The 21252-nt window shown below is 68.5% G+C and carries 16 protein-coding genes and 1 pseudogene; 10 read left to right on the top strand and 7 right to left on the bottom strand.

The features are described from left to right. Positions 1-56: 56 nt before the first annotated feature. From DEW08_RS27600 to DEW08_RS27590, 3 genes are read right to left on the bottom strand one after another with little or no spacing between them, the layout of a single operon-like run. Positions 57-572 (bottom strand): arsenate reductase ArsC, encoded by a 516-nt coding sequence (locus tag DEW08_RS27600; protein ID WP_109333348.1) that lies wholly within the window; start codon positions 570-572, stop codon positions 57-59. Between the two features lie 49 nt (positions 573-621). Next, positions 622-1149 carry an ArsI/CadI family heavy metal resistance metalloenzyme gene (locus DEW08_RS27595; protein ID WP_109333346.1) on the bottom strand — a complete coding sequence of 176 codons (528 nt, stop codon included), beginning with the start codon at positions 1147-1149 and terminating at the stop codon, positions 622-624. Next, positions 1115-1519: an ArsR/SmtB family transcription factor gene (locus tag DEW08_RS27590; protein ID WP_109333344.1), complete on the bottom strand. Its 405-nt coding sequence runs from the start codon at positions 1517-1519 to the stop codon at positions 1115-1117. Before DEW08_RS27590 ends, DEW08_RS27595 begins: the two co-directional genes overlap by 35 nt. 251 nt (positions 1520-1770) lie before the next feature. On the opposite strand from DEW08_RS27590, the gene tenA reads away from it, so the two are divergent. Continuing rightward, the gene (gene tenA / locus DEW08_RS27585; protein WP_245987029.1) at positions 1771-2451 is read left to right on the top strand and encodes a thiaminase II; all 681 of its coding nucleotides are present in this window, start codon (positions 1771-1773) and stop codon (positions 2449-2451) included. A gap of 112 nt (positions 2452-2563) precedes the next feature. Here tenA and DEW08_RS27580 read toward each other — a convergent pair whose 3' ends face one another. The 3 genes from DEW08_RS27580 to DEW08_RS27570 are packed head-to-tail and all read right to left on the bottom strand — an operon-like array spanning position 2564 to position 6098. Further along, entirely contained in the window at positions 2564-3106 is a 543-nt protein-coding gene (locus DEW08_RS27580) for a VOC family protein (RefSeq protein WP_109333512.1), read from the bottom strand. A 37-nt stretch (positions 3107-3143) separates the two neighbouring features. Beyond that, positions 3144-5033 (bottom strand): TRAP transporter large permease, encoded by a 1890-nt coding sequence (locus DEW08_RS27575; protein WP_109333341.1) that lies wholly within the window; start codon positions 5031-5033, stop codon positions 3144-3146. A gap of 45 nt (positions 5034-5078) precedes the next feature. Then, complete coding sequence (locus DEW08_RS27570; RefSeq protein ID WP_109333339.1) at positions 5079-6098, bottom strand: TRAP transporter substrate-binding protein; 1020 nt, start codon at positions 6096-6098, stop codon at positions 5079-5081. Positions 6099-6226: 128 nt separating this feature from the next. Here DEW08_RS27570 and DEW08_RS27565 point away from each other — a divergent pair, with 128 nt between their 5' ends. Continuing rightward, a complete protein-coding gene (locus tag DEW08_RS27565) occupies positions 6227-7345 on the top strand; it encodes a LacI family DNA-binding transcriptional regulator (protein WP_109333337.1) in 1119 nt (372 codons plus the stop codon). A 40-nt stretch (positions 7346-7385) separates the two neighbouring features. Here DEW08_RS27565 and pdxA read toward each other — a convergent pair whose 3' ends face one another. Further along, entirely contained in the window at positions 7386-8363 is a 978-nt protein-coding gene (gene pdxA / locus DEW08_RS27560) for a 4-hydroxythreonine-4-phosphate dehydrogenase PdxA (RefSeq protein WP_245987028.1), read from the bottom strand. A 238-nt stretch (positions 8364-8601) separates the two neighbouring features. Here pdxA and DEW08_RS27555 point away from each other — a divergent pair, with 238 nt between their 5' ends. The 8 genes and pseudogenes from DEW08_RS27555 to DEW08_RS33920 form a co-directional block, all read left to right on the top strand. Beyond that, a complete protein-coding gene (locus DEW08_RS27555) occupies positions 8602-9981 on the top strand; it encodes a four-carbon acid sugar kinase family protein (RefSeq protein ID WP_109333335.1) in 1380 nt (459 codons plus the stop codon). A gap of 27 nt (positions 9982-10008) precedes the next feature. Beyond that, entirely contained in the window at positions 10009-10773 is a 765-nt protein-coding gene (locus DEW08_RS27550) for a DeoR/GlpR family DNA-binding transcription regulator (protein WP_109333333.1), read from the top strand. Between the two features lie 17 nt (positions 10774-10790). Further along, the gene (locus DEW08_RS27545; protein ID WP_109333331.1) at positions 10791-11630 is read left to right on the top strand and encodes a class I fructose-bisphosphate aldolase; all 840 of its coding nucleotides are present in this window, start codon (positions 10791-10793) and stop codon (positions 11628-11630) included. A gap of 834 nt (positions 11631-12464) precedes the next feature. Next, positions 12465-13862: a TolC family protein gene (locus tag DEW08_RS27540; RefSeq protein ID WP_168220532.1), complete on the top strand. Its 1398-nt coding sequence runs from the start codon at positions 12465-12467 to the stop codon at positions 13860-13862. Between the two features lie 26 nt (positions 13863-13888). Beyond that, positions 13889-14674, top strand: coding sequence for an efflux RND transporter periplasmic adaptor subunit (locus DEW08_RS27535; RefSeq protein WP_109333508.1), 786 nt, complete (start codon positions 13889-13891; stop codon positions 14672-14674). A 62-nt stretch (positions 14675-14736) separates the two neighbouring features. Then, a complete protein-coding gene (locus DEW08_RS27530) occupies positions 14737-15399 on the top strand; it encodes a hypothetical protein (protein ID WP_146214776.1) in 663 nt (220 codons plus the stop codon). A gap of 101 nt (positions 15400-15500) precedes the next feature. Continuing rightward, positions 15501-16565 (top strand): cadherin-like domain-containing protein, encoded by a 1065-nt coding sequence (locus DEW08_RS27525; protein ID WP_109333325.1) that lies wholly within the window; start codon positions 15501-15503, stop codon positions 16563-16565. 113 nt (positions 16566-16678) lie between these two features. Further along, a pseudogene (locus DEW08_RS33920) lies at positions 16679-18844 on the top strand (VCBS domain-containing protein); the annotation flags it as partial. Positions 18845-21252 lie beyond the last annotated feature (2408 nt).

Genomic DNA, 21252 nt, shown 5'->3' with positions numbered 1-21252 from the left:
CGGGCCGCCGGGGCGCCGTGGATATCGGCCGTCATGATGGACCGTCCTTGTTGGGGTCAGCGGGCGCCGACGGTATCGTCGGCCGCCATCTCGTCCAGCTTGCGCTTCAGCGACAGCCGGTCAAGCGAGCCGATCGGCAGGCTGGCGAAGGCCTGGATGCGCCGCTGGATCTGCCGGAAGACGCCGGCGGCGAAGGCCGCCTTCTCGGCGTCCGAGCCTTCGGCGCCCGACGGATCGGGGAAGCCCCAGTGCGCCGTCACCGGCTGGCCGGGCCACACGGGGCAGACCTCGCCCGCCGCGTCGTCGCAGACGGTGAAGACGAAATCCATGGGCGGGGCGTCCGCCGTCGCGAACTCGTCCCAGCTCTTGGACCGCAGATCCGCCGTCGCGAAGCCCGAGCGGTCCAGCAGGTCGCGCACGAAGGGGTTGATGCGGCCGGACGGCATGCTGCCGGCGCTGAAGGCGCGGAACCGCCCCTTGCCCTCGCGGTTCAGCAGGCACTCGGCCATGACGCTGCGCGCGCTGTTGTGCGTGCACAGGAACAGGACATTGTAGACTCGCTCCTCGGCCATCGCTCGCTCCTCAGGTCTTCATTTCGGGCGGTGTCGGTCATGGGCGGCCTCAGCCGCAGCAGGAGGTGGCGGAGTCCGCCTTCGGGGCGCAGCAGCCTGACCCGGCTGCCGGACCGGCGGCGGCCGTCGCCGCGGAAAAGTCGGGCTTCGGGCCGCAGCAGGCGCTCGCCTCGCCGGCTGTGGCCGGGCGGATCAGGGCGCTGTCGCCGTAGGTCGTGTTCTCGCCGGTGGTGAGGAAGGTCTCCCACGCGATGCCGGTCGGGTCGGAGATCCAGGACTTGGTCGAGCGGGCATAGCAGCAGGTCGTCTCCCCCTCGTCCAGCACCGGCCCTTCGGCCTGCCGCAGGCGGCCGTGGATCTCCGCCAGCTCGTCCTCGTCCTCCGCCTGGATGCCGAGATGCTCGATCCCCGGAGCGGCCCCCCGGGCGCTGATCGCGAAGTTGACCCGCGGGTCCTCCAGCATCCACTTGGCATAGTCGTCCTTCAGGACGGCCGGTTCCGCGGCGAAGAGCGTGGAATAGAAGCGGACGGATTGTCCGAGATCAGAAACCGCAACGTGGACATGCAGGCGCTTCATGGTCGTCTCCCTGGCTTGGAGCGGTCTCGCGGCCGGCCGGCGCGGGCGCCGGGGCGCAGATCGGGATGCAGGCGGCGGCGGCCGTCGGCTGTCCGCAGCAATTCTCGGACAGGAAGCCCAGCAGGCCGTTCATCCGGTCGTAATCGGCCGAATAGATCAGCGACCGGCTGACCCGGCGCTGCAGGATCAGCCCGGCGCTGCTGAGGGTGGAGAGGTGGAAGGAGAGTGTGGCCGGCGCGACGCCCAGCGCCTGCGCGATGGCGCCGGCCGCCACGCCGTCAGGCCCCGCCTGGACCAGCAGCCGGAAGATGTCCAGCCGCGTTTCCTGCGCCAGGGCGGCGAGTGCCGCCAGGACCTCCGCCTTCTCCATCGACCGCTGTTCCACGGGTGTCTCCGGCGCCGGCGGCCAGCCTGCCGGCTTCATATTTCGATGATCATCAAAATAATCTGCCGGGCCGGGGTGGTCAACGATATTTCGAGGATTGTCGAAATGACGGCGGACGGGTGCGCTATGCCGATCAACCATCTGGCGGCGGCCCGGCGGAGCCGGTATGAACTGCCGGGCGCCGGCGGTGTCCGCCGCGGCGGGAGGTGGCGGGGAACGAGTGAGGAAGGATACGGATGATGGCCGAGGGCGCTGATCTGTTCGACCGGCTGGTCGCGGAGTCGCGGGACGACTGGGCCGCCTATGTCGACCATTCCTTCGTGCGGCAGCTCGGCAACGGCACCCTGCCGGCGCGGGCCTTCCGCCACTATCTGGTGCAGGACTACCTGTTCCTGATCCACTTCGCCCGCGCCTATGCGCTGGCGGTCTACAAGGGGCAGTCGCTGGCCGACATGCAGGCGGCCTTCACCGGGCTGAAGGCGATCCTCGACGTCGAGATGGACCTGCATGTGCGGCTGTGCGGCGGCTGGGGGCTGGGGCCGGCCGACCTGGAGCGGGCGACCGAGGCCAAGGCGACCATGGCCTACACGCGCTATGTGCTGGAGACCGGGATGCGCGGCGACCTGCTGGACCTGCATGTGGCGCTCGCCCCCTGCGTGGTGGGCTATGCCGAGATCGCCCGCCGGCTCGCCGCCGATCCGCGGGCGGCGGCCGAGGACAACTCCTACCGTGCCTGGATCGCGGAGTATTCCGGGGAGGCCTACCAGCAGGTGGCGGCCGGCGCCCGCGCGACGCTCGACCGGCTGGCGGCGCGCAGCATGACGCAGCAGCGCTTCCCGCAGCTCGTCACGATCTTCCGCCAGGCCTGCCGCCTGGAGGCCGATTTCTGGCAGATGGGCCTGACCGGCGCCTTCTAGGCCACGGGCCTGCCGGCCGAAGGGAGGGTGGCGGACCGTCCTGCGGGGATGTCCCCGTCGAGGATGGCGCCGGCCGGTCCGCCGCCGCCCCTCGGACCGCGGGGGTCCCGGCTCAGGAAAGCCGGGTCAGGTCGGGGAACGGACGGACCGGGTCGCGGCCGTCCCAATCGATCGAGGCTCCGCGGATCAGATCGAACATCTTTCCCTTCGGGCCGGCGACCTCCGACAGTTCGATCACCGTGCCGGGATGGTATTCCGTGTCGAAGTAGACGAAGCGGCCCCGCTCGCCGACCTCGCCGCTCATCACCACCTTGAATCCCTGCCCGGTCAGGCGCTTCAGGTCGGCGTCGAAGCTCTCCGTCCAGTAGGCCACATGCTGGAGGCCCGTGTTGCCGGCCTTGAGGAAATCCCGGTACATGGACGGCACGTCGTTGCGGGTCTGGATCAGTTCCATCTGCAGCGGGCCGGAGTTGGCGAGCGCCACGGAGTTGTGCACCTCGTAGGGCTCCCCGCGGTAGGTGTAGTTCACGATGGGGACCCGTTCCTTGTAGAACCACGGGCCGATGCCGAGAACCCGGCTCCAGTAGTCCATGGCGGCCTCGATGTCCTTCACGACATAGCCGGCCTGCCGAATGTGACCGAAAAAGCGGCTCATGACGAACTCCTGCATGTGTATCGGTGGACCGGCATCGTCACTGGGGAACGAAGGCCGTGGAAATCCAGGGAATGGCGGCGACGACGACGAGGCCGATGAAGAGCGCCGCGACATAGCCGCCGATGTATTTCAGTCCCTCGTCGGGATGGACCTTGCTGATGGCGCAGGCGCCGTAGTAGCCGACCCCGAACGGCGGGGAGAACAGGCCGATGCCCATGGCGAAGATGACCACCATCGCGTAGTGGACCTCGTGCACGCCGGCGTCCCGGGCGATGGGGAACAGCAGCGGCCCGAACAGGACGATGGCGGGGATGCCCTCCAGCACGCTGCCCAGGATGATGAAGGCGACGATGGAGATGGCGAGGAAGCCATAGCTGCCGCCGGGGATGCCGGCCATCCAGCGGGCGAGGTCGCGGGAGAAACCGGACTGCGTCAGGCCCCAGGCCATGGCGGTGGCGCAGCCGACGATGAAGATGATGGCGCCGGTCAGGGTCGCCGTTTCGATCAGCATCGGTTTCAGGCGCGTCCAGTCGAACTGGCGGTAGACGAGGAGACCCATCACCGCCGAATAGGCGATGCCGATGGTCGACACCTCGGTCGCCGTGGCGACGCCTTCGACCACCGCGGCCCGGATCACGAAGGGCAGCAGGATGGCAGGCAGCGCGATGATGGCGAGCCGTCCGATCTCCATCCTGGACGGCCGGCCGACCTGGCTCAGATCCTCGTGGCGGTACCGCCACCAGACCACCGCCCACAGCGCGGCGCCCAGGACGAGGGCCGGAAGGAGCCCGCCGGAGAACAGCGCTGCGATCGACACGCCGGTGACCGAGCCGATGGTGATCAGGACGATGCTCGGCGGGATCGTCTCGGTCTGCGCGCCGGTGGCCGACAGCAGCGCCACGAGGTCGCCCGGAGGGGCTCCGCGCTTCTTCATCTCCGGGAACAGGATGGGGGCGATCGCCGCCATGTCGGCGACCTTGGATCCGGAGATGCCGGATACGAGGTACATCGCCCCGATCAGCACATAGGACAGCCCGCCGCGCACGTGCCCGAGCAGGGCGGCGAGGAACTGGATCATCGCCCGCGCCATGCCGGTCATTTCGATCAGCATGCCAAGGAAGATGAACAGGGGTACCGCCAGCAGGATCAGGTGCGACATGCCCTCGTCCAGCCGCCCGACCATCACCAGCAACGGCGTCTTGGTGGTCAGCGACAGATAGCCGAAGGTGGCCAGCGCGAAGGAGAAGGCGATGGGCACCCCGGCGAAGACGTTCACCGCCACCACGCCGACGAAGAAGATGACCAGGTTCACCTGCCCCAGCGGCTTGAACAGCGGCCCGGCCAGCCAGAACAGCCCCACCGCGGCGGCCGTCAGCGCCGTTGCCGACAAGGCGAGGCGCCACGATCCGAGATGGACGAGACGGAACAGCCCGACCACCAGCATCAGGAAGAGCCCGGTGGGCAGGGCGGCCGCCCGCCAGGCGTTGCTGATCTCCAGCGCCGGCGTGACGATGAACTGCTCCTCGATCGCGTAGTCCAGCGTCGGATACAGGATCAGCAGGAGGAAGGCGATGGGCGCCGTGACGGCCATCGCCTCCAGCAGTGGACGGGCACGGGCCCCGAAGAGGCCGAGCATTCCCGTCATGCGCATATGCGCGCTGCGCTGCAGCGCGACCACCGCCCCCAGCATGGACAGCCAGAGGAACAGGATGGAGGCGAGCTCGTCGGACCACACCAGCGGCGCGTGGAAGACATAGCGCGTCGTCACTCCGGCCAGGAGGACGATGATCTCGACGAGAACGAGCAGCGCCGCCACGCCCTCGACCACGGTCGCCAGACCGCGGTCGAGCCGGTCCGCGAGGAGCCTGGGCGAGAGTCCGTTCGGCTTCGCCGTCTCCACATCAAAGCTGGCAGTATGGTGGGACATGGCCGCACCCTCCTTCGCCCGATTGTCCATGGATGGTCCCGCTCCTCAGGCGAGCTTGCCGACGGCCCCCTCCAGGAGAGCCCAGGCATCCTCGCCGAAGCGGCCCTTCCACTCGGCGTAGAAGCCGGCGTCGCGCAGCTTCGCCCGGAAGCTGTCGGGGCTCGGCTGATTGAACGCCAGGCCCTTGCTTTGCAGATCGGTCTGGACGGACTGGTTGAGGGCCTTGATGTCCTCGCGCTGCTGCATGCCGGCATCGTTGATGGCGGCGGCGACGATCTTCTGCAGGTCGGCCGGCAGGCTCTTCCAGGCGCGGCCGTTGGCGATGAACCAGTAGCCGTCCCAGATGTGGTTGGACAGGGCGCAGTATTTCTGCACCTCGTAGAGCTTGGCGACCTGGATGATCGGCAGCGGGTTCTCCTGGGCGTCGACCACCCGCGTCTGGAGGGCGGAGTACACCTCGCTGAACTGCAGGCTTGCCGGGGAGGCCGACAGCGCCTTGAACATCGCGATGCTGAGCGGGCTGACCGGCACCCGGATCTTCAGGCCGTTCATGTCGCCGACGGACTCGATGGGCTTGCCGCTGCTGGTCATCTGGCGGAAGCCGTTGTCCCACATCTTTTCGAAGGCGTAGAGACCGACCTTGCCGATGGCGGTGCGCACCGCCTCGCCGAGCTTGCCGTCCATCGCCGACCACACCTGGGAATAATCGGCGAAGGCGAATCCCACGGCGTTGATCGCGGCGACCGGGACCAGCGTGGCGATCACCAGGGCGGACGGCGTGAAGAAGGTGATGCCGCCGTTGCGCACCTGCGACAGCATGTCGGTGTCGCCGCCGAGCTGGTTGTTCGGGAAAATCTGGATGTCGACCCGGCCGCCGCTTTCGCGCCGGATGCGCTCGGCCGCCTCGTGGGCGCGGATGTTCAGCGGATGGGTGAGCGGCAGGTTGTTGCCGTACTTGAACTCGAACTCGGCCGCGCGCGCGATGCGCGGCATTCCGAGGATGGCACCGGCCACGGGAGCGGTGGCGAGAGACTGGAGCACGGTGCGGCGCGAGAGCTGAAGCATGATTCTTCCCCTTGCGGCCCTGACGTATTTTGATGGACTATGATGGGCATAGCCGAAACGGTAATTCTCGCATTTCCGGCTGTCAAACGCGATTGATGATGGTTTTTGATGGTTTCCCGGAGGCCGCGATGACCGATGACCTGGAAGGGACGACAGCCGCTCAGAAGGCCGGCGTCCGCGGTCTGCCGCGGATCGCCGACATCGCCCGGCTGTCCGGCGTGTCGACGGCGACCGTCGACCGCGTGCTGAACCATCGGCCCGGCGTGCGCGCCGCCACGGTGCAGCGGGTCCTGAAGGCCGCTGCGGAGCTGGAGTATCTGCCCGAGGCGGCGCTGATCGACGCGATCACCCCGAAGCCGATCCGCGTGTCCTTCCTGCTGCCGGCCGGAACCAACCTGTTCCTGACCGGGCTGGGCCAGCTCATCCGCAGCTCGGAGGCGGCGCTCGCCGCCCTCGGGGTGAAGGCGCAGGTCGACTTCATCAAGAGCTTCAACCCGGAGCTCCTGGCGCGCGCCCTGCTCCAGGAATGCCGGAAGAAGGACGGCATCGCCTTCATGGCGCTGGAACATCCGGCCGTCCGCGAGGCGGTCAACGAACTGGCGGACCGGAACGTCCCGACGGTGACGCTGATCTCCGACATCCTCAACTGCCGCCGGGTCGCCTATGTCGGTCTCGACAACCGCTCGGCCGGGCGCACGGCGGGCTATCTGATCGCGCGCTTCATCGGGCCGCGTCCGGCCAAGGTCGCGATGATCGCCGGAAGCCTGAGCTACCGCACCCACGAGGAGCGCGAGCTGGGCTTCCTCCACTATTTGAACGAGACCTCCCCCGCGATCGAGGTGCTCGGCCTGCGGGAGGCGCACGACGACGAGGGCGAGAGCTACCGGCAGACGCGCGCCCTGCTCAGCCACCATCCGGATCTGGCGGGGATCTACAACATCGGCGGCGGCGCCCTGGGCGTCGCGAAGGCCCTCAAGGAGGTGCGGCGCGAGAGGGAGGTCGTCTTCGTCGGCCACGGCCTGACGTCGCAGACCCGGTCCCTGCTGATCGACGGGACGATGGATGCGGTGATCACCTCCGATCCCCGCCGGATCATGCTGACCTGCGCCTCCATCTTCGCAAACCTGCGGGCCGCCCGCCCGCCGCTGGACGGTACGGAGGCGCCGCGCTGCGAGGTCATCTTCCGGGAGAATCTGCCGCAGGTCTCCGCACCCGTGCCGCCCGTTCCGGCCGGGCCGATGCGGTGACGAACGGCGTCCGGTGATCTCTCGCCGGACGCCGCCCGGCTCAGGGCTTGGGCAGCCGCATCCGGCGGGCCAGCGCGATGGCCGCCTTCATGTTGTGGTGGTCGGCGACGCCCTGCCACGCGATGTCGAAGGCCGTCCCATGGTCAACCGACGTGCGCAGGATCGGCAGGCCGGCGGTGACGTTGACCGTCTCATGGCGGCCGATCAGCTTGGCCGGAATGTGGCCCTGGTCGTGGAACTGGGCGACGACGAGATCGTATCTGCCGTCCACCGCCTGCTGGAAGACGACGTCGCCGGGAACCGGTCCCGCGACCAGCAGGCCCTCGTCGCAGGCCGCCTTGACGGCCGGGCCGACATGGTCGTCGTCCTCGCTGCCGTAGAGCCCGCCTTCGCCGCAATGCGGGTTGAGGCCGGCCACCGCGATGCGCGGCCGCTCGACCCCGGCGGTCAGCATGTGGCGATGACCGGCGCGGATGGTCTCCAGGATCAGCGAGGTGCGGCACAGCTCGGCCGCCTTGGCGAGCGACACGTGGGTGGAGACGTGGATCACCGAAAGCTGCGGGCAGGACAGGATCGCGTAGGACTTCGCGACACCGGTGAAATGGGCGAGCAGCCCGGCGTGTCCGTTGTAGGGATGGCCGGCCGCCCGCAGCGCCGCCTTGTTGAGCGACGCCGTGACCAGCACGTCCGCGGCGCCGCTCCGTGCAAGCTCGACGCCCTTCCTGACGCAGCGATAGGCGGCCTCGCCGGCATCCGGCGACAGCACGCCGGGAAGAATGCGGTCGCGGTTGGGCGCCTCGACGGCGCACAGGCGCACCTCGCCGGGGCGGCAGGGTCCGTCGTCGGGAACGAAGGCGATGCCCGCCTTCACCAGCGCGTTCGCCCGCGCCATGAAGACCGGATCCCCGACGACCAGGGTGGTCGCCCGCTCGTCCGACGACATGTCGGCGATGGCCTTGCAAACCACCTCCGGTCCGATGCCCGCGGGATCTCCCATGGTGATGCAGATGGTGTTCATCGCGCTTGTGCCTCTTTGCTGTCTGTTCGAATCAGCCCGGCAGGAGAGTGAAGACCGCAGTTCGGGAAGGACCTGTTGACACCCGCACGGACATCCCACATTATCACACTGATCACGTTATATAGAACATCGTTTGTGTTTCGTCATGGGAAGCGGGGCAGGGGATCCGGACCGGGCGCGGCATCCGCGCCGTCCAGCCGCTTCGACAGGCTTCGACCAAGCAGGAAAGACCTCGGTCATGGCATCTGCATCCACGCAGTCCACGCCGCTTCTGCTCACCTTCTATGGGGATGACTTCACGGGCTCCACGGACGCCATGGAGGCGGTCGCCATGGCCGGCATCCCGACGATGCTGTTCCTCGAACCGCCGACGCGCGAGGATCTCGCCCGTTATCCGGCGGTGCGCGTGGTCGGGGTCGCCGGCACCAGCCGCAGCCGTCCGCCGGAATGGATGGACCGCGAACTCCCCGCCGTCTTCGAACGGCTGAAGGCGCTGGGCGCGCCCTATTGCCATTACAAGACCTGCTCGACCTTCGACTCCTCGCCGACCGTCGGCAACATCGGCCGGGTCGCCGAGATCGGCCGCAGGGTGTTCGGCTCGCCGGCCCTCGTCGTTGTCGGGGTGGCGCGGCACAAGCGGTTCGTCATGTTCTCCACCCTGTTCGCGGCGGGCAGCTTTTCCGGCAACCAGGAGGTCTACCGGATCGACCGCCACCCGACGATGAGCCGGCATCCGGTGACGCCGATGCAGGAGGCCGACCTGCGGCTCCACCTCGCCCGGCAGACGGACAGCCGGATCGTCGGGTTCGACTTCCTGAGGATGCTGGCGGAGGATGCCGACCGGGCGCTCGACGCGGTCATCGCGGAGGGTGCGGAGCTCGTCGTGCTCGACACCTTCGATGCGGCCACCACCCTGGCGGCCGGGCGGCTGATGGCGCACCGGGCGGCGGCGGCGCCGGTGTTCCTCGTCGGCTCCTCGGGCGTGGAATATGCGCTGACCGAGCATCTGGCGCGAAGCGGCGCCCTGCCCCGGCAACCGATCCCCGCCGCCCGTGGGCCGGTCGGGCGCATCCTGTCGGTGTGCGGAAGCTGTTCGCCGATCACCGAGGGCCAGATCGCCTGGGCCGCCGGGAACGGGTTCGCGCCGCTGGCGCTCGACACCGTGGCGCTGATCGGGGGGACGGACGAAGGGCCGCTCAAGGCGGCATTGACCGCCCAGGTCCTGGCCGCGCTGGACGGCCACAAGGGGGTCCTGCTCCACACCGCCCGCGGTCCCGGCGACCCGCGGATCGAGGCGACCCGCGCCGCGCTGGAGCGCCGCGGCCTGACCGGCTTCGACAGTTCGCGCATCCTCGGCGGCATCCTCGGCCGGGCGCTGCGCGACATCGTGGCGGCGACCGGCATTGGCCGCGTCGCCCTGGCCGGCGGGGACAGCTCCAGCCACACCGCGCAGGCGATGGGGATCGACGCCCTGGAGGTGGCCGGTCCGCTGGTCCCCGGGGCGCCGCTGTGCCGCGTCCATTCCCGTGACGCCGTGATCGACGGCATGGAGATCGTCTTCAAAGGAGGGCAGGTGGGTGGAGCGGATTTCTTTGCCCGCGTCCTGGCCGGCTGCTGAACCCCGGACGCCAGGAGTGGATCGGCCATGGCCATGACCCCGGAGGAGCGCAGGAAGGCGATCATCGACCGGGTGGTCGTCGCGGGAACGGTCCAGCTCGACGCGCTGGCCGAGCAGCTCGGCGTCAGCCGCATGACGATCCACCGCGATCTCGACCTGCTGGAAAGCCGCGGGCTGCTGCGCAAGCAGCGCGGCGCCGCGACGGCGGAAAGCTCGCTGCTGTTCGAAAGCAACTTCCACTATCGCCAGCAGATCGAGACGGAGGAGAAGCGCGCCCTGGCACGGGCGGCCGGCGGCCTGATCCTGCCCGGCAGCGTCGTCATGATCGACGACAGCACGACGGCCCTGGCGCTGGCCGAGGACATCGACCCCGGCGAACCGGTGACGATCATCACCAATTCGGCCGCGGCCTTCGACCGGCTGCGCGGGCGCCCCAACCTCCAGCTCATCCTGACCGGGGGCGTCTACAACGACACGCTCCAGGGCTTCTACGGCCTCGTCTGCGAACAGGCGCTCGGCAAGCTGCGGGCCGACCATGCCTTCGTGTCGGCATCCTCGGTGGTCGGCACCGCGCTCTTCCATCAGGACCAGGAGGTCGTGCGCGCCAAGCGCGCGATGATGGCCTCCGCGAAGTGCCGGACGCTCCTGCTCACGCCGTCGAAGTTCGGGACGCTGGCGCTCAACCACATGGCCGACCTCGCCGAGTTCGACCGCATCCTCATCGCAAAGCCGCTGGACGAGGGAACGGTCGCCGCGCTGCGGCAGGCCGGCATCTCGTTCGAGCTGGTCTAGACAGGAAAGACGTCATCATGCTGGGACAAATCGGAAAGCAGCGTCGCGCGGCCCGGTTGATCGATCCGCGGACACGCCGCGGGTTCTGCATCGCGTTCGACCATGCATTGCAACTCGGTGCCTGCCCCGGTCTGACCCGGCCCGAGGAGTCGCTCGACCAGATGGCGGAGGCCGGGGTCGACGCCGTCATCCTGCCGCTGGGCTCCGCGACACGCTATGGCGCCCGCCTTGCCGGGCGGGGCGGCCCGGCGCTGATCCTGCGCCTGGACCAGACGACGATGTGGCGGGAAGGGACGCCGCTTGCCTATGCCGACGGGCATTCGCGTCTGGTGGCGACGGTGGCCGACGCCGTCGCCCTCGGCGCGGAGGCCGTCATCACCTATCTGTTCGTCGGTCACAATGACCCGGACGTCGAGACGCGGTGCGTCGAGATGAACGCGGCGGTGAACGCCGCGGCGCGCGAGGCCGGCATCGTCCACATCATCGAGACGATGGGCGCGCGGGGCGCCCGGGCGAAGGATGTGTTCGATCCCGGCTTCGTCGCCTTCCACACCCGGATCGGCATGGAGATGGGGGCGGACATCATCAAGACGGACTGGCCGGGCAGTGCCGAGGCAATGCGGCCGATCGCGGCCGCCCTTCCGGTCCCGGTGATGGTCGCCGGCGGCCCCGGCCAGGGGTCCGACCGCGCCACGCTCGCCCTCGTCGGCGAGGTTATGGAAAGCGGGGCGGCCGGCATCCTCTTCGGCCGCTCGGTCTTCCAGGCGAAGAACCCGCTGGGCGTGATGAAGGCCTGCCGGGCCATCATCCACGGCAACGCGACGGTCGAAGAGGCCATGGCCCGCGCCGGACTCTGAGGGCCGCGGGCAGGTCGCGCATCAGGCGCCCGAAGAGCGGCGCGGCGTGCATTTCCGCCTTCGCGGGAATGGCGTTTGCGGGAATGACGATGGCTGGGTGACGAGAGCCTTCGAAGCCTTTTCAAACGGACACTGATCCGGCGACAGCGTCTTCTTGCCGGACGTCCGGCCCGCGGGTGCGGGCGGGACCGCGCGCACGGGCGTAGCTTGTGCGGAAAACAGCGCAGCACAGGGCTGCCCGCTGCCGGCGCTCCGGGGCGGGCAGCCCTGTGGTTGTTTATTTCACCATACAATTAAACCAAAAACCGAATTCTGATGTTCAACCATGCACGATTTGGTTGATCATGGTGGTCAAGATTCAAAAAAATTTTGTAAAGCTGCAGCAGCAGTCCATTTTGACTCATATTGTTACTGGACGCTGCCAAACGTTACCTCTATCAGCATATCCAAAACGTCTATGCACCAGATTTTCATCTACAGAAATTCAGGTGTAATTAGTGATTCATGAAAATGAAAAAGTAAAAATTTGGTTTCTCCTGATTTTGCCGCGTCGAATTATCACTCATAAAATGACAGCGAACGGCAAAATACATAAATACAGAAATATATTATTCACTTTTTGGCGGCATCGTCGCACACGCTTCATATCATGACTATGCGGTGGCGCTCCTGTTGGCGCGGCTTGGTCACGCACATCTTCGAAGGGACAAGGCGAGCATGGGTATCGGCTTCATTGGCGGGGCGCGGGCCGGCGGAACCGTCAGGCACAGGGCTTTTGCGGCCATTCTTCTGGCATCCGCAGCGCTTGCCGGCTGCGCGGTCACGCCGAAGCCCGTGACCGAGACGGAGATGTCGGCGGTGGTCGATGCCGACCGGGCCATCATCGAGAGCAGTGCGATCGGCGTCACCGGCCCGATCACGCTCGAAGAGGCCGTGGCGCGCGCTCTGAAGCAGAATCTCGACTATCGCACGCGGCTGATGGAACAGACCCTCGCCGCCGGGCAGCTCGACGCCAGCAAGTACGATATGCTGCCGCGGCTGCTGACGGCGGCCGGCTATTCCTGGCGCGACGAGGACAACATCCGCAAGTCGGTGGACTCGGTCACCGGCCGCCAGTCCGTCGGCAACCCCTACATCTCCACCGACCGCGAACGCGCCACCTGGGACATCGGCCTGTCCTGGAGCATCCTCGACTTCGGCGTCAGCTACTACAACGCCCAGCAGAACGCCGACCGGCTGCTCGTCGCCAACGAACGGCGGCGCAAGGCGATGCACAACCTGATCCAGAGCGTGCGGACCACCTACTGGCGCGCGCTGGCGGCCCAGCAGCTTCGCGAGCAGGTGCGCAGCACCATCACCGAGGCCGAGGCGGCGCTCGCCGACTCCCGCCGCATCCAGGAAAATCGCGTCCGCAACCCGGTCGAGCCGCTGCGCTATCAGCGCAACCTGCTGGAAAACCTGCGCCTTCTGGAGAATGTCGACCGCGAGCTCGCGGTGGCGGAAATCGAGCTGGCGACGCTGATGGGCGTGCGCTCCGGCACCCGCTTCACGCTGGTCGAGCCCGGCAAGCTGGACTTCAGGCCGCTGGGCGGCGAGGTGGCGCGCATGGAGGAGATCGCGCTGCTGAACAACGCCGACCTGCGCGAGCAGTTCTACAACACCCGCATCGCCGCCACCGACACCCGCAAGGCGCTGGTCAAGCTGCTGCCCAACATCAGCTTCGACTATGGCTACAAGTATGACGGCGACAAGTATCTGATCAACCAGATGTGGCAGGAGGCGGGATCGCGCGTCGCGCTGAACCTGTTCAACCTGATTTCCGGTCCGGCCCAGATCCGGGCGGCGGAGATGAACGTCTCGGCGGCGGAGGCCAAGCGGATGGCCCTGCAGATGGCGGTGCTCTCGCAGGTCCATCTGGCGCGCTACCAGTATGACGACGCCCTGCGGCAGTACCGGCGTGCCGTGTCGATCTCCGACGTGGACAACGAGCTGGCGGCGATCGCGCGCAGCCAGGAGCAGAGCCAGACGGGCGGCTCGCTGGAGCGGGTGTCCGCCAAGGTGACGGCCATCCTCAGCTCCATCCGCCTCTACCACGCGGTGGCGAAGGTGAACGAGGCGATCAGCCGGGTGCAGGCCTCGCTCGGCCAGGAGCCGGAGATCGGCAGCCTGGACGAGATCCCGATGGACACGCTCAAGGAGCAGGTCCGCAAGTCCCTGCAACAGACGCTGTGACCCAGCAGCGGCCGGAGACCCGTGCCATGACCATCCGTCATCGCTCCGCCCTCGCCTGTGCCGTCCTCCTGGCCGCGCTGGCCGCCACCGCCCCGGCGGTGGCCCAGCAGGCCCGGCAGCAGGCGGCGGCGACCGGCTTCAACCCGCTGGAGATGCGGGCCCAGCTCACGCCGCAGCGCCACGCCACCCTGTCGGCGGAGATCGGTGCCAGGATCAAGCGTGTCGCGTTCAAGGACGGCCAGTCCTTCCGGGCCGGCGAGACGCTGGTCGAGTTCGACTGCGCGCTGCAGGCGGCCCAGCTCGACAAGGCGCAGGCGCAGCGGGCCGGGGCGGAGAACACGCTGGACGGCCAGCGCAAGCTGTCGAAGCTGAACGCCACCGGCATGGTGGAGGTGCGCAACGCCGAGGCCGAGGTGCAAAAGGCCCGCGCCGACGTCACCTACCTGAAGACGATGATGTCGAAATGCCGGATCGCCGCGCCCTACGACGGCCGGATCGTCGAGCACAAGGCGAGCGATCAGCAGTTCGTCCAGCCCGGCCAGGCGCTGATGGAGATCATCGACGACAGCGTGCTGGAGCTGGAGTTCATCGTGCCGTCGCACTGGCTCGCCTGGTTCAAGCCGGGATACGGCTTCGTCGCGCGGATCGACGACACGCGCCGCGACTATCCCGTCCGACTGCTGCGCACGGCCGCCCGGGTCGATCCGGTCAGCCAGTCCGTCAAGGCGGTCGCCGTGATCGACGGCAGATTTCCGGAACTGGTCGCCGGGATGAGCGGGCAGATCCTGCTGACGCCGCCGGCGCAGAACTGAACCACTGAAACAAGCCGCAACAGGCAATCCGGTCGAATGACCGTGATCGGGGGCACGTCACCATGAAGCAGTCTTCCAACAATCGCCGCACCCTTCGCCGCAGCGGGCCGCAGCCCTCCCGGCTCGAGCCCCGGATGATGTTCGACGGCGCGGCGATCGTCGATGCGGCGGCGATGGCGGCGGCCGATCCGCATCCCGACCGGACGGTGGAGGCTCATGTCGACCCGGTGACGGTTGAGCCGGTCACCGTCACCATCCCCCAGCCCGAGCCTCCCCAACCCGCGCCGGCCGCGACGGGTCCATCCGAAACCATGATCCGGGCGGAGGAGGTGGCGCAGAAGGACGCCGCTCCCCAGGAGCAGAGCGCGGCCGCGGACCGCGACACCCTGGCCGGAACAGCGGATACGGAGCCTGCCACCGGCTTCGCCGCCATCGACGACCGGGCGAGGGACGTGATCCGGGACTATCTGGGGCAGGATGGCCTGACGAAACTGTTCACCGCCTTCAACGGCCGACAGGACGCGCCCTCGGCGGAGTGGACCGGGCGCGCCGAGGCGCTGCAGCAGCGCATCGCCAGCGGCGATTACGGCGTCGCCATCCGGTTCGTCGGAGCCGACCGGATGTCGGGGCCTATGCCGCCTTCGCGGCGAGCGGACCCGACGGCAGCCCGACCATCTTCATCAACAGCGACTGGTGGCGGGCGCAGACAGACGCCGACCTGCTGACCCGCACCCTGGTCGAGGAGTACGGCCATTCCTTCGACCGGGCGCTGAATCCCGCGACGGACACACGGGGCGACGAGGGCGAGGCCTTCTCGGTCGCGGCGATGAATCTTCCGGTCAACGGGATCGACCGCGCCCGCATGGCGGTGGAGGACGATTCCGCCGTCCTGTCCATCGATGGCAACTCCTATGCCGTGGAACGGGCGTCCTACAGCTTCATCAACGCCTACCGGGTCTACACCGGCACCGGCCTGCTGGCGGAGAAGGAGCAGAACCGCGACTATTTCATCGACGAGCCGATCGGGGTGACGCGGATCACCGACATGATCCCGTCGACCTACTTTTCCGGCAACGATCTGGTCGTGCAGCTCACCATGGGCGCGACCAACTACTACGGCTGGGTCAGCCGGCCGATCAAGGACCAGGGCATCGTCCGCGGATTCTACTTCTGGTACGATCCGCAGTTCACCACCATGTCCACTGCGACCATGGACGGCAACCAGGACGGCGACCGCAACCCGGGCGACAACAACGCCTTCATCCTGGTCGTCGACCAGAGCTATTTCGACGGCATCGCGGCGTCGGGCACCACGACGATCAACGGCGTGGCCAGGACCTACAAGTTCGTCGGCAGCTCCTCGGACCGCGTCGACAGCGCGATCAACGCGCTGATCGTCCCCAATCGCAACCCCACTCCGGCGAACGACAGCCTGACGGTGCTGGAAGACGGCGGCGCGGGCACCGGCAACCTGCTGACCAACGACAGCGATCCCGACATCGACGCGCTGAGCGTCACCGGCTTCAGGGTCGGCGGCGTCTCCGGCACGCTGGGCCAGCCCTTCGCCATCGCCGGCGTCGGCCAGTTCACCCTGTCGGCCGACGGCAGCTACAGCTTCACCCCCGCGGCCGACCATGCCGGGCCGGTGCCGGCCATCACCTATACGGTATCCGACGGCAACGGCGGCAGCGCCACCGCCACGCTGTCCATCGCCATCACGCCGGTCAACGACGCGCCGGCCGGCACGGACCGGACGATCCCGCTGAACGAGGACAGCGCCTACGCCTTCTCCGCCACCGATTTCGGCTTCAGCGATCCCAAGGACTCGCCGGCGGATGGCCTTGCCTCGGTGGTGATCACGACCCTGCCGGCTCTGGGTCCCTCACGCTGAACGGTGTTGCGGTCACCGCGGGGCAGGAGATCCTGGCGGCCGACATCGCGAAGCTGCGCTACACTCCGGTACCGGACGGCTTCGGGTCGAGCTACGCCAGCTTCACCTTCCAGGTGCGCGACAGCGGCGGCACGGCGAACGGCGGGATCAACCTCGACCCGACGCCGAACCGGATCACGTTCAACGTCGCCAACGTCAACGACGCCCCCGCCGCCGCCGCCGATACCAACCAGATCACCGAGGACACGGCGACCGTCACCGGCGACGTCGCGACCAACGACAGCGATCCCGACGGCGACGGCCGGACGGTGATCGCGGTCTCCGGGACCGGGATGACGGCCGGCAGCGGCCCCTTCATGGTGGCCGGCCGCTACGGCACGCTGACGATCCAGGCCAACGGCCAGTACAGCTACGCCCTCGACAACGGCAAGGCCGCGGTCCAGGCGCTGCGCCAGAGCGGCGATACCCTGACCGACAGCTTCAGCTACACCATCGCCGATCCCGGCAACCTGACGGCGACCAGCACGCTCGTCATCACGATCCGCGGACAGAACGACGCCCCCGCGGCGGCGAACGACAGCAACGTCGCCAAGGAATCCATCGCCGGCTCCGGCAATTACGGGGTGAGCGACAACACCGGCTTCAAGGCGACGGGCAACGTGCTCGCCAACGACACCGACGCCGACCGCCATGGCGAGACGAAGACGGTCGGCGGGCTGGTGGCGAGCGCCACCGGGACGGTCGCCGGCGGCACGACCACCACCTTCAACACCACCTTCGGCGGCAACGTGAACAGCCTGCGCAACGCAGGGGCCCAGAACGTGACGGCCGTCCAGGTGGAGGCGGTCCCCGGATCGGGCACCTACACCACGCTGGTGAACGGGCTGGGCGGCAACGTCACCGTCCTGCAGTTCACCGGCAGCGGCAGCAGCGTCGGCATCATCCTGTCCGACCCGTCGGCGCTGGCGCAGTACCAGATCCCGCAGGGCGGGTCGCTCAGCATCCGGCTCATCGCCAGCGGCAACACCTATGCCGGGACCTATTCGTCCTCCACCGTGACGGTGACGGCCTCCACCACCGCCTCGCTGACCGCTGCCACGGGTGCGGTGGCCGCGGGCATGACCGTTGCCGGCACCGATGCCGACGGTGTCGCGTTCAGCACCACCGTGACCGGCGTCCAGTACGCCAACGACGGCTCGGTCAGCCAGATCACCCTTCAGCAGGCCCAGAAGCTGAACGGCACCCCGCTGACCTTCACCGCTGCGGCGGGAAGCACGGTCACCGGCCGCTACGGCACGCTGCAGCTCAACGCCGACGGCAGCTACACCTACACGCCGACGGCCAACAACCCGACCCTGAACGCCGGCCAGTCGGGGATCGACTCCTTCCGCTACCAGATGCGCGACGCCGCCGGCGCGACCGCCGGCGCGACGCTCGGCATCACCGTGCTCGGTTCCGGAACGAACGACCCGACCGCGGCGGCCGACGCCAATTCGGTCACCGAGGCCATCGCCCCGTCCGCCTCCGGCAACGTCCTGACCGGGGCCGGCACCCCGCTGGCCGGCCAGGCGGACAGCACGCCCCTCGGCACCGGCAGCCTGACGGTCACCCATGCGCGCAGCGTCGCCGTCAGCGAGACGGCGGTCGGAAGCGGAACCCAGATCGCCGGCCGCTACGGCACGCTCACCATCGGCGCCGACGGTTCCTACAGCTATGCCCTGAACAGCGCCGACCCCGAGGTCGACGCGCTGAGGACGAGCGCCACGACCCTGAGCGACCTGTTCGCCTACCGGATCGCCAACACGGCCGGCGGCCAGAGCGCCGCGACCCTGACCATCGTCATCAGGGGCTCGAACGACGCACCGACCATCGTCTTCGACACGGCGACCGCGCGGGAGGCCGGCGGCTACGGCAATGCGACGCCGGGCGTGAACCCGACCGGCAACGTGCTGGCGAACGACAGCGACGTCGATGCCGGCGATATCCTGGGCGTCTCGCTGATCGAGGCCGGCATCGGCATCTCCGGCGTTGCCCTGCCGGTCCAGACCGGCACCACAGCCGCCACGGGCACCGGCGTCGCCGGGTTCTTCGGCACGCTGACCATCGGGGCCGACGGCAGCTACGTCTATGTGGTCGACAACGCCAACGCGGCGGTGCAGGCCCTGGGCGTCGGCGCCACGCTGACCGAACGGTTCACCTACATGATGCATGATGCGGCGGGTGTTTCCCGAGCCGCCCTGCTGACCATCGCGATCCACGGCGCCAACGACGCTCCCACCAGCAGCCCGGCCTCCGCCTCCGCGACGGTGGCGGAGGGGGCGAGCGTCGCCCTGCCGGCCATCACCGTTGCCGACATGGACGACGCCACCCTGACGGTGCAGCTCTCGGTGCAGAGCGGCGCGCTCACCATCCTCAATCCGGGCAGCGCGACGATCCAGTCCGGAACGAACGGCAGTGCCGCCGTCACCCTGACCGGCACGGCCTCCCAACTGAACGCGGCCCTCCTGACCCTGTCCTACCAGGGAGCGGCGGAGTTCGACGGCAGCGACCTGCTGCGGGTCCGGACGACCGACGCCGGCGGGCTGGTCGCCCAGTCGACGGTCGGCATCACCGTCTCTCCCGACGACCGTTCGCTGACAGTCACCGGCACGACGGTCAACGAGGCCTCGCCCTACCTCGTCTTCAGGGTGGACGGTGCCGCCGGGCAGAAGGTGACGCTGGCGCTCGCGGCCACCGGAGCCGGCAACGGCCACGCCGCCATCGGCACCGACCTGCTGCCGAACCTGGAGTATTTCGACGGTACGGCCTGGACCGCCTACACCGGCAGCCCCGTCGCCATCCCGGCCGGCGGCGCGCTGCTCGTCCGCTCCGCGGTGGTCGGCGACGGCCTCTATGAAGGGGTCGAGACGGTCGATCTGGTTGCCGCCAACAAGGCGGGCCGGACGTTCAGCGGCACCGGTGGCATCGCCGACGACGCGACCGGCGACATCTTCCTGCCGGGCAACACCGGCTTCGCCCGCGACAGCTCGGGGGCCGGCTACCCGGCCTACCTCGACGACGACCGCGCCGTCACGGTGAACAACATCGCCGTCAACGAGGCCTCGCCCTATGCCGTGTTCACGGTGTCGGGACAGGCGGGGCAGGTTCTGCGTCTCTCCCTGGTCGAGGGGACGGCCAGGACCCCGGCCGATGTCGTGCCCGCGCTGCAGTATTTCGACGGCACCAACTGGGTCGACTACACCGCCGGCAGCGACCTCGCCATGGCCGGCGGCTCGCTCCTGGTGCGCACCGCCATCGTGAACGACGGCATCTTCGAAGGCCAGGAGGCCTTCGCGCTGGCGGTCACCAGGATGAGCTCGGGCACCACCGTCTATGGCACCGCGTCGATCTACGACGATGGAACCGGCGACGTCTATCTCCCCGGCAACCGGACCGGAACGCGCAACACGGCCGGCGACATCGGCTATCCGGCGCAGCTCGACGACGACCGCCTGCTCTCCGTCGACAGCCCGGTGGTGAACGAGGCGTCCGACCATGTCGTCTTCACCCTGACCGGCAATTCGGGACAGACGGTGACGCTGTCGCTGATCAACCAGACCGCGACGATCGACACGGCGCAGATGCTGAGGATCTGGGACGGGCTTGACTGGGTCGACTACGATCCGAACGCCGCCCTGCCGACCTTCGACGCCGCCGGCAGGCTCTATGTGCGGGCCGACATCCGGCAGGAGCAGGACACCGCTTACGAGGGGGCCGAGACCTTCCTGCTGAGGGCCACCCTGTCGGGTCGGGCGACGGCGGCGGAGGGGACTGCCACGATCCGGGACGACGGGACCGGCGTGATCCACGACATGGCGAGCGGCCCTTACCGTACGACCAGCACGGGGCTCGACGACGACCGATCCGCCACCGTGACCCAGGTCGGCAGCCCCGTCACCGTCACGGAAGGCCAGTCGGCGGACTATACCGTCACCCTGTCCCGGACGACCGTCCGCAGCGAGACCTATGCGCTGACGCTGAGCGGTGGGACGGCGACGTTCGGGACCGACTTCACCGATCAGGTCACCTTCAGCAACGGCGTCACCTACAACGCCATCACCGGCCTCGTCACCGTTCCGGCCGGTGTCGCCAGCTTCACCATGTCCGTCCCGACGGTGGACGATCCCGTGAAGGAGCCGGCCGAGGGCTTCTCGCTGACCATCGGAGGGGTCGCCGCCACCGGTACGATCCTCGACAACGACGCGGTTTCGGTCAGCCGCGTCGGCGATGGCGCGGGCACGGCATCCAGCGTGACGGTGACGGAAGGGCAGGCCGCCGTCTTCACGGTCAGACTCAGCACCTCCAGCAGCACGGCGGAGACCTATGCGCTGGCGCTGTTCGGCGGCACCGCCACGCAGGGAAGTGACTTCACCGACGCGCTCACCTTCAGCAACGGCGTCACCTATGACGTGGCAACCGGCCTCGTCACCGTCCCGGCGGGGGTGACGGGCTTCACCGTCACCGTGCCGACGACCGACGATCACATCAGGGAGCCGGCGGAAGCCTTCACCCTGACGGTCGGTGGGGCGACCGGGACCGGTACCATTCTCGACAACGACGTGGTTTCGGTCAGCCGCGTCGGCGATGCCGGTGGCACCACCTCCGGCGTCACGGTGACGGAGGGACAGGCTGCCGTCTTCGCCGTCGC

It is taken from the genome of Azospirillum thermophilum, from assembly GCF_003130795.1.
GTDB lineage: Bacteria > Pseudomonadota > Alphaproteobacteria > Azospirillales > Azospirillaceae > Azospirillum > Azospirillum thermophilum.
Note: the sequence above shows the minus strand (reverse complement) of the source record. Positions and strands in the feature narration are given on the sequence as shown.

Coding starts and splice junctions, on each gene's coding strand:
- DEW08_RS27600 (WP_109333348.1), bottom strand. CDS start 572: ATGGCCGAGGAGCGAGTCTACAATGTCCTGTTCCTGTGCACGCACAAC.
- DEW08_RS27595 (WP_109333346.1), bottom strand. CDS start 1,149: ATGAAGCGCCTGCATGTCCACGTTGCGGTTTCTGATCTCGGACAATCC.
- DEW08_RS27590 (WP_109333344.1), bottom strand. CDS start 1,519: ATGGAGAAGGCGGAGGTCCTGGCGGCACTCGCCGCCCTGGCGCAGGAA.
- tenA (WP_245987029.1), top strand. CDS start 1,771: ATGATGGCCGAGGGCGCTGATCTGTTCGACCGGCTGGTCGCGGAGTCG.
- DEW08_RS27580 (WP_109333512.1), bottom strand. CDS start 3,106: ATGAGCCGCTTTTTCGGTCACATTCGGCAGGCCGGCTATGTCGTGAAG.
- DEW08_RS27575 (WP_109333341.1), bottom strand. CDS start 5,033: ATGTCCCACCATACTGCCAGCTTTGATGTGGAGACGGCGAAGCCGAAC.
- DEW08_RS27570 (WP_109333339.1), bottom strand. CDS start 6,098: ATGCTTCAGCTCTCGCGCCGCACCGTGCTCCAGTCTCTCGCCACCGCT.
- DEW08_RS27565 (WP_109333337.1), top strand. CDS start 6,227: ATGACCGATGACCTGGAAGGGACGACAGCCGCTCAGAAGGCCGGCGTC.
- pdxA (WP_245987028.1), bottom strand. CDS start 8,363: ATGAACACCATCTGCATCACCATGGGAGATCCCGCGGGCATCGGACCG.
- DEW08_RS27555 (WP_109333335.1), top strand. CDS start 8,602: ATGGCATCTGCATCCACGCAGTCCACGCCGCTTCTGCTCACCTTCTAT.
- DEW08_RS27550 (WP_109333333.1), top strand. CDS start 10,009: ATGGCCATGACCCCGGAGGAGCGCAGGAAGGCGATCATCGACCGGGTG.
- DEW08_RS27545 (WP_109333331.1), top strand. CDS start 10,791: ATGCTGGGACAAATCGGAAAGCAGCGTCGCGCGGCCCGGTTGATCGAT.
- DEW08_RS27535 (WP_109333508.1), top strand. CDS start 13,889: ATGACCATCCGTCATCGCTCCGCCCTCGCCTGTGCCGTCCTCCTGGCC.
- DEW08_RS27530 (WP_146214776.1), top strand. CDS start 14,737: ATGAAGCAGTCTTCCAACAATCGCCGCACCCTTCGCCGCAGCGGGCCG.
- DEW08_RS27525 (WP_109333325.1), top strand. CDS start 15,501: ATGAATCTTCCGGTCAACGGGATCGACCGCGCCCGCATGGCGGTGGAG.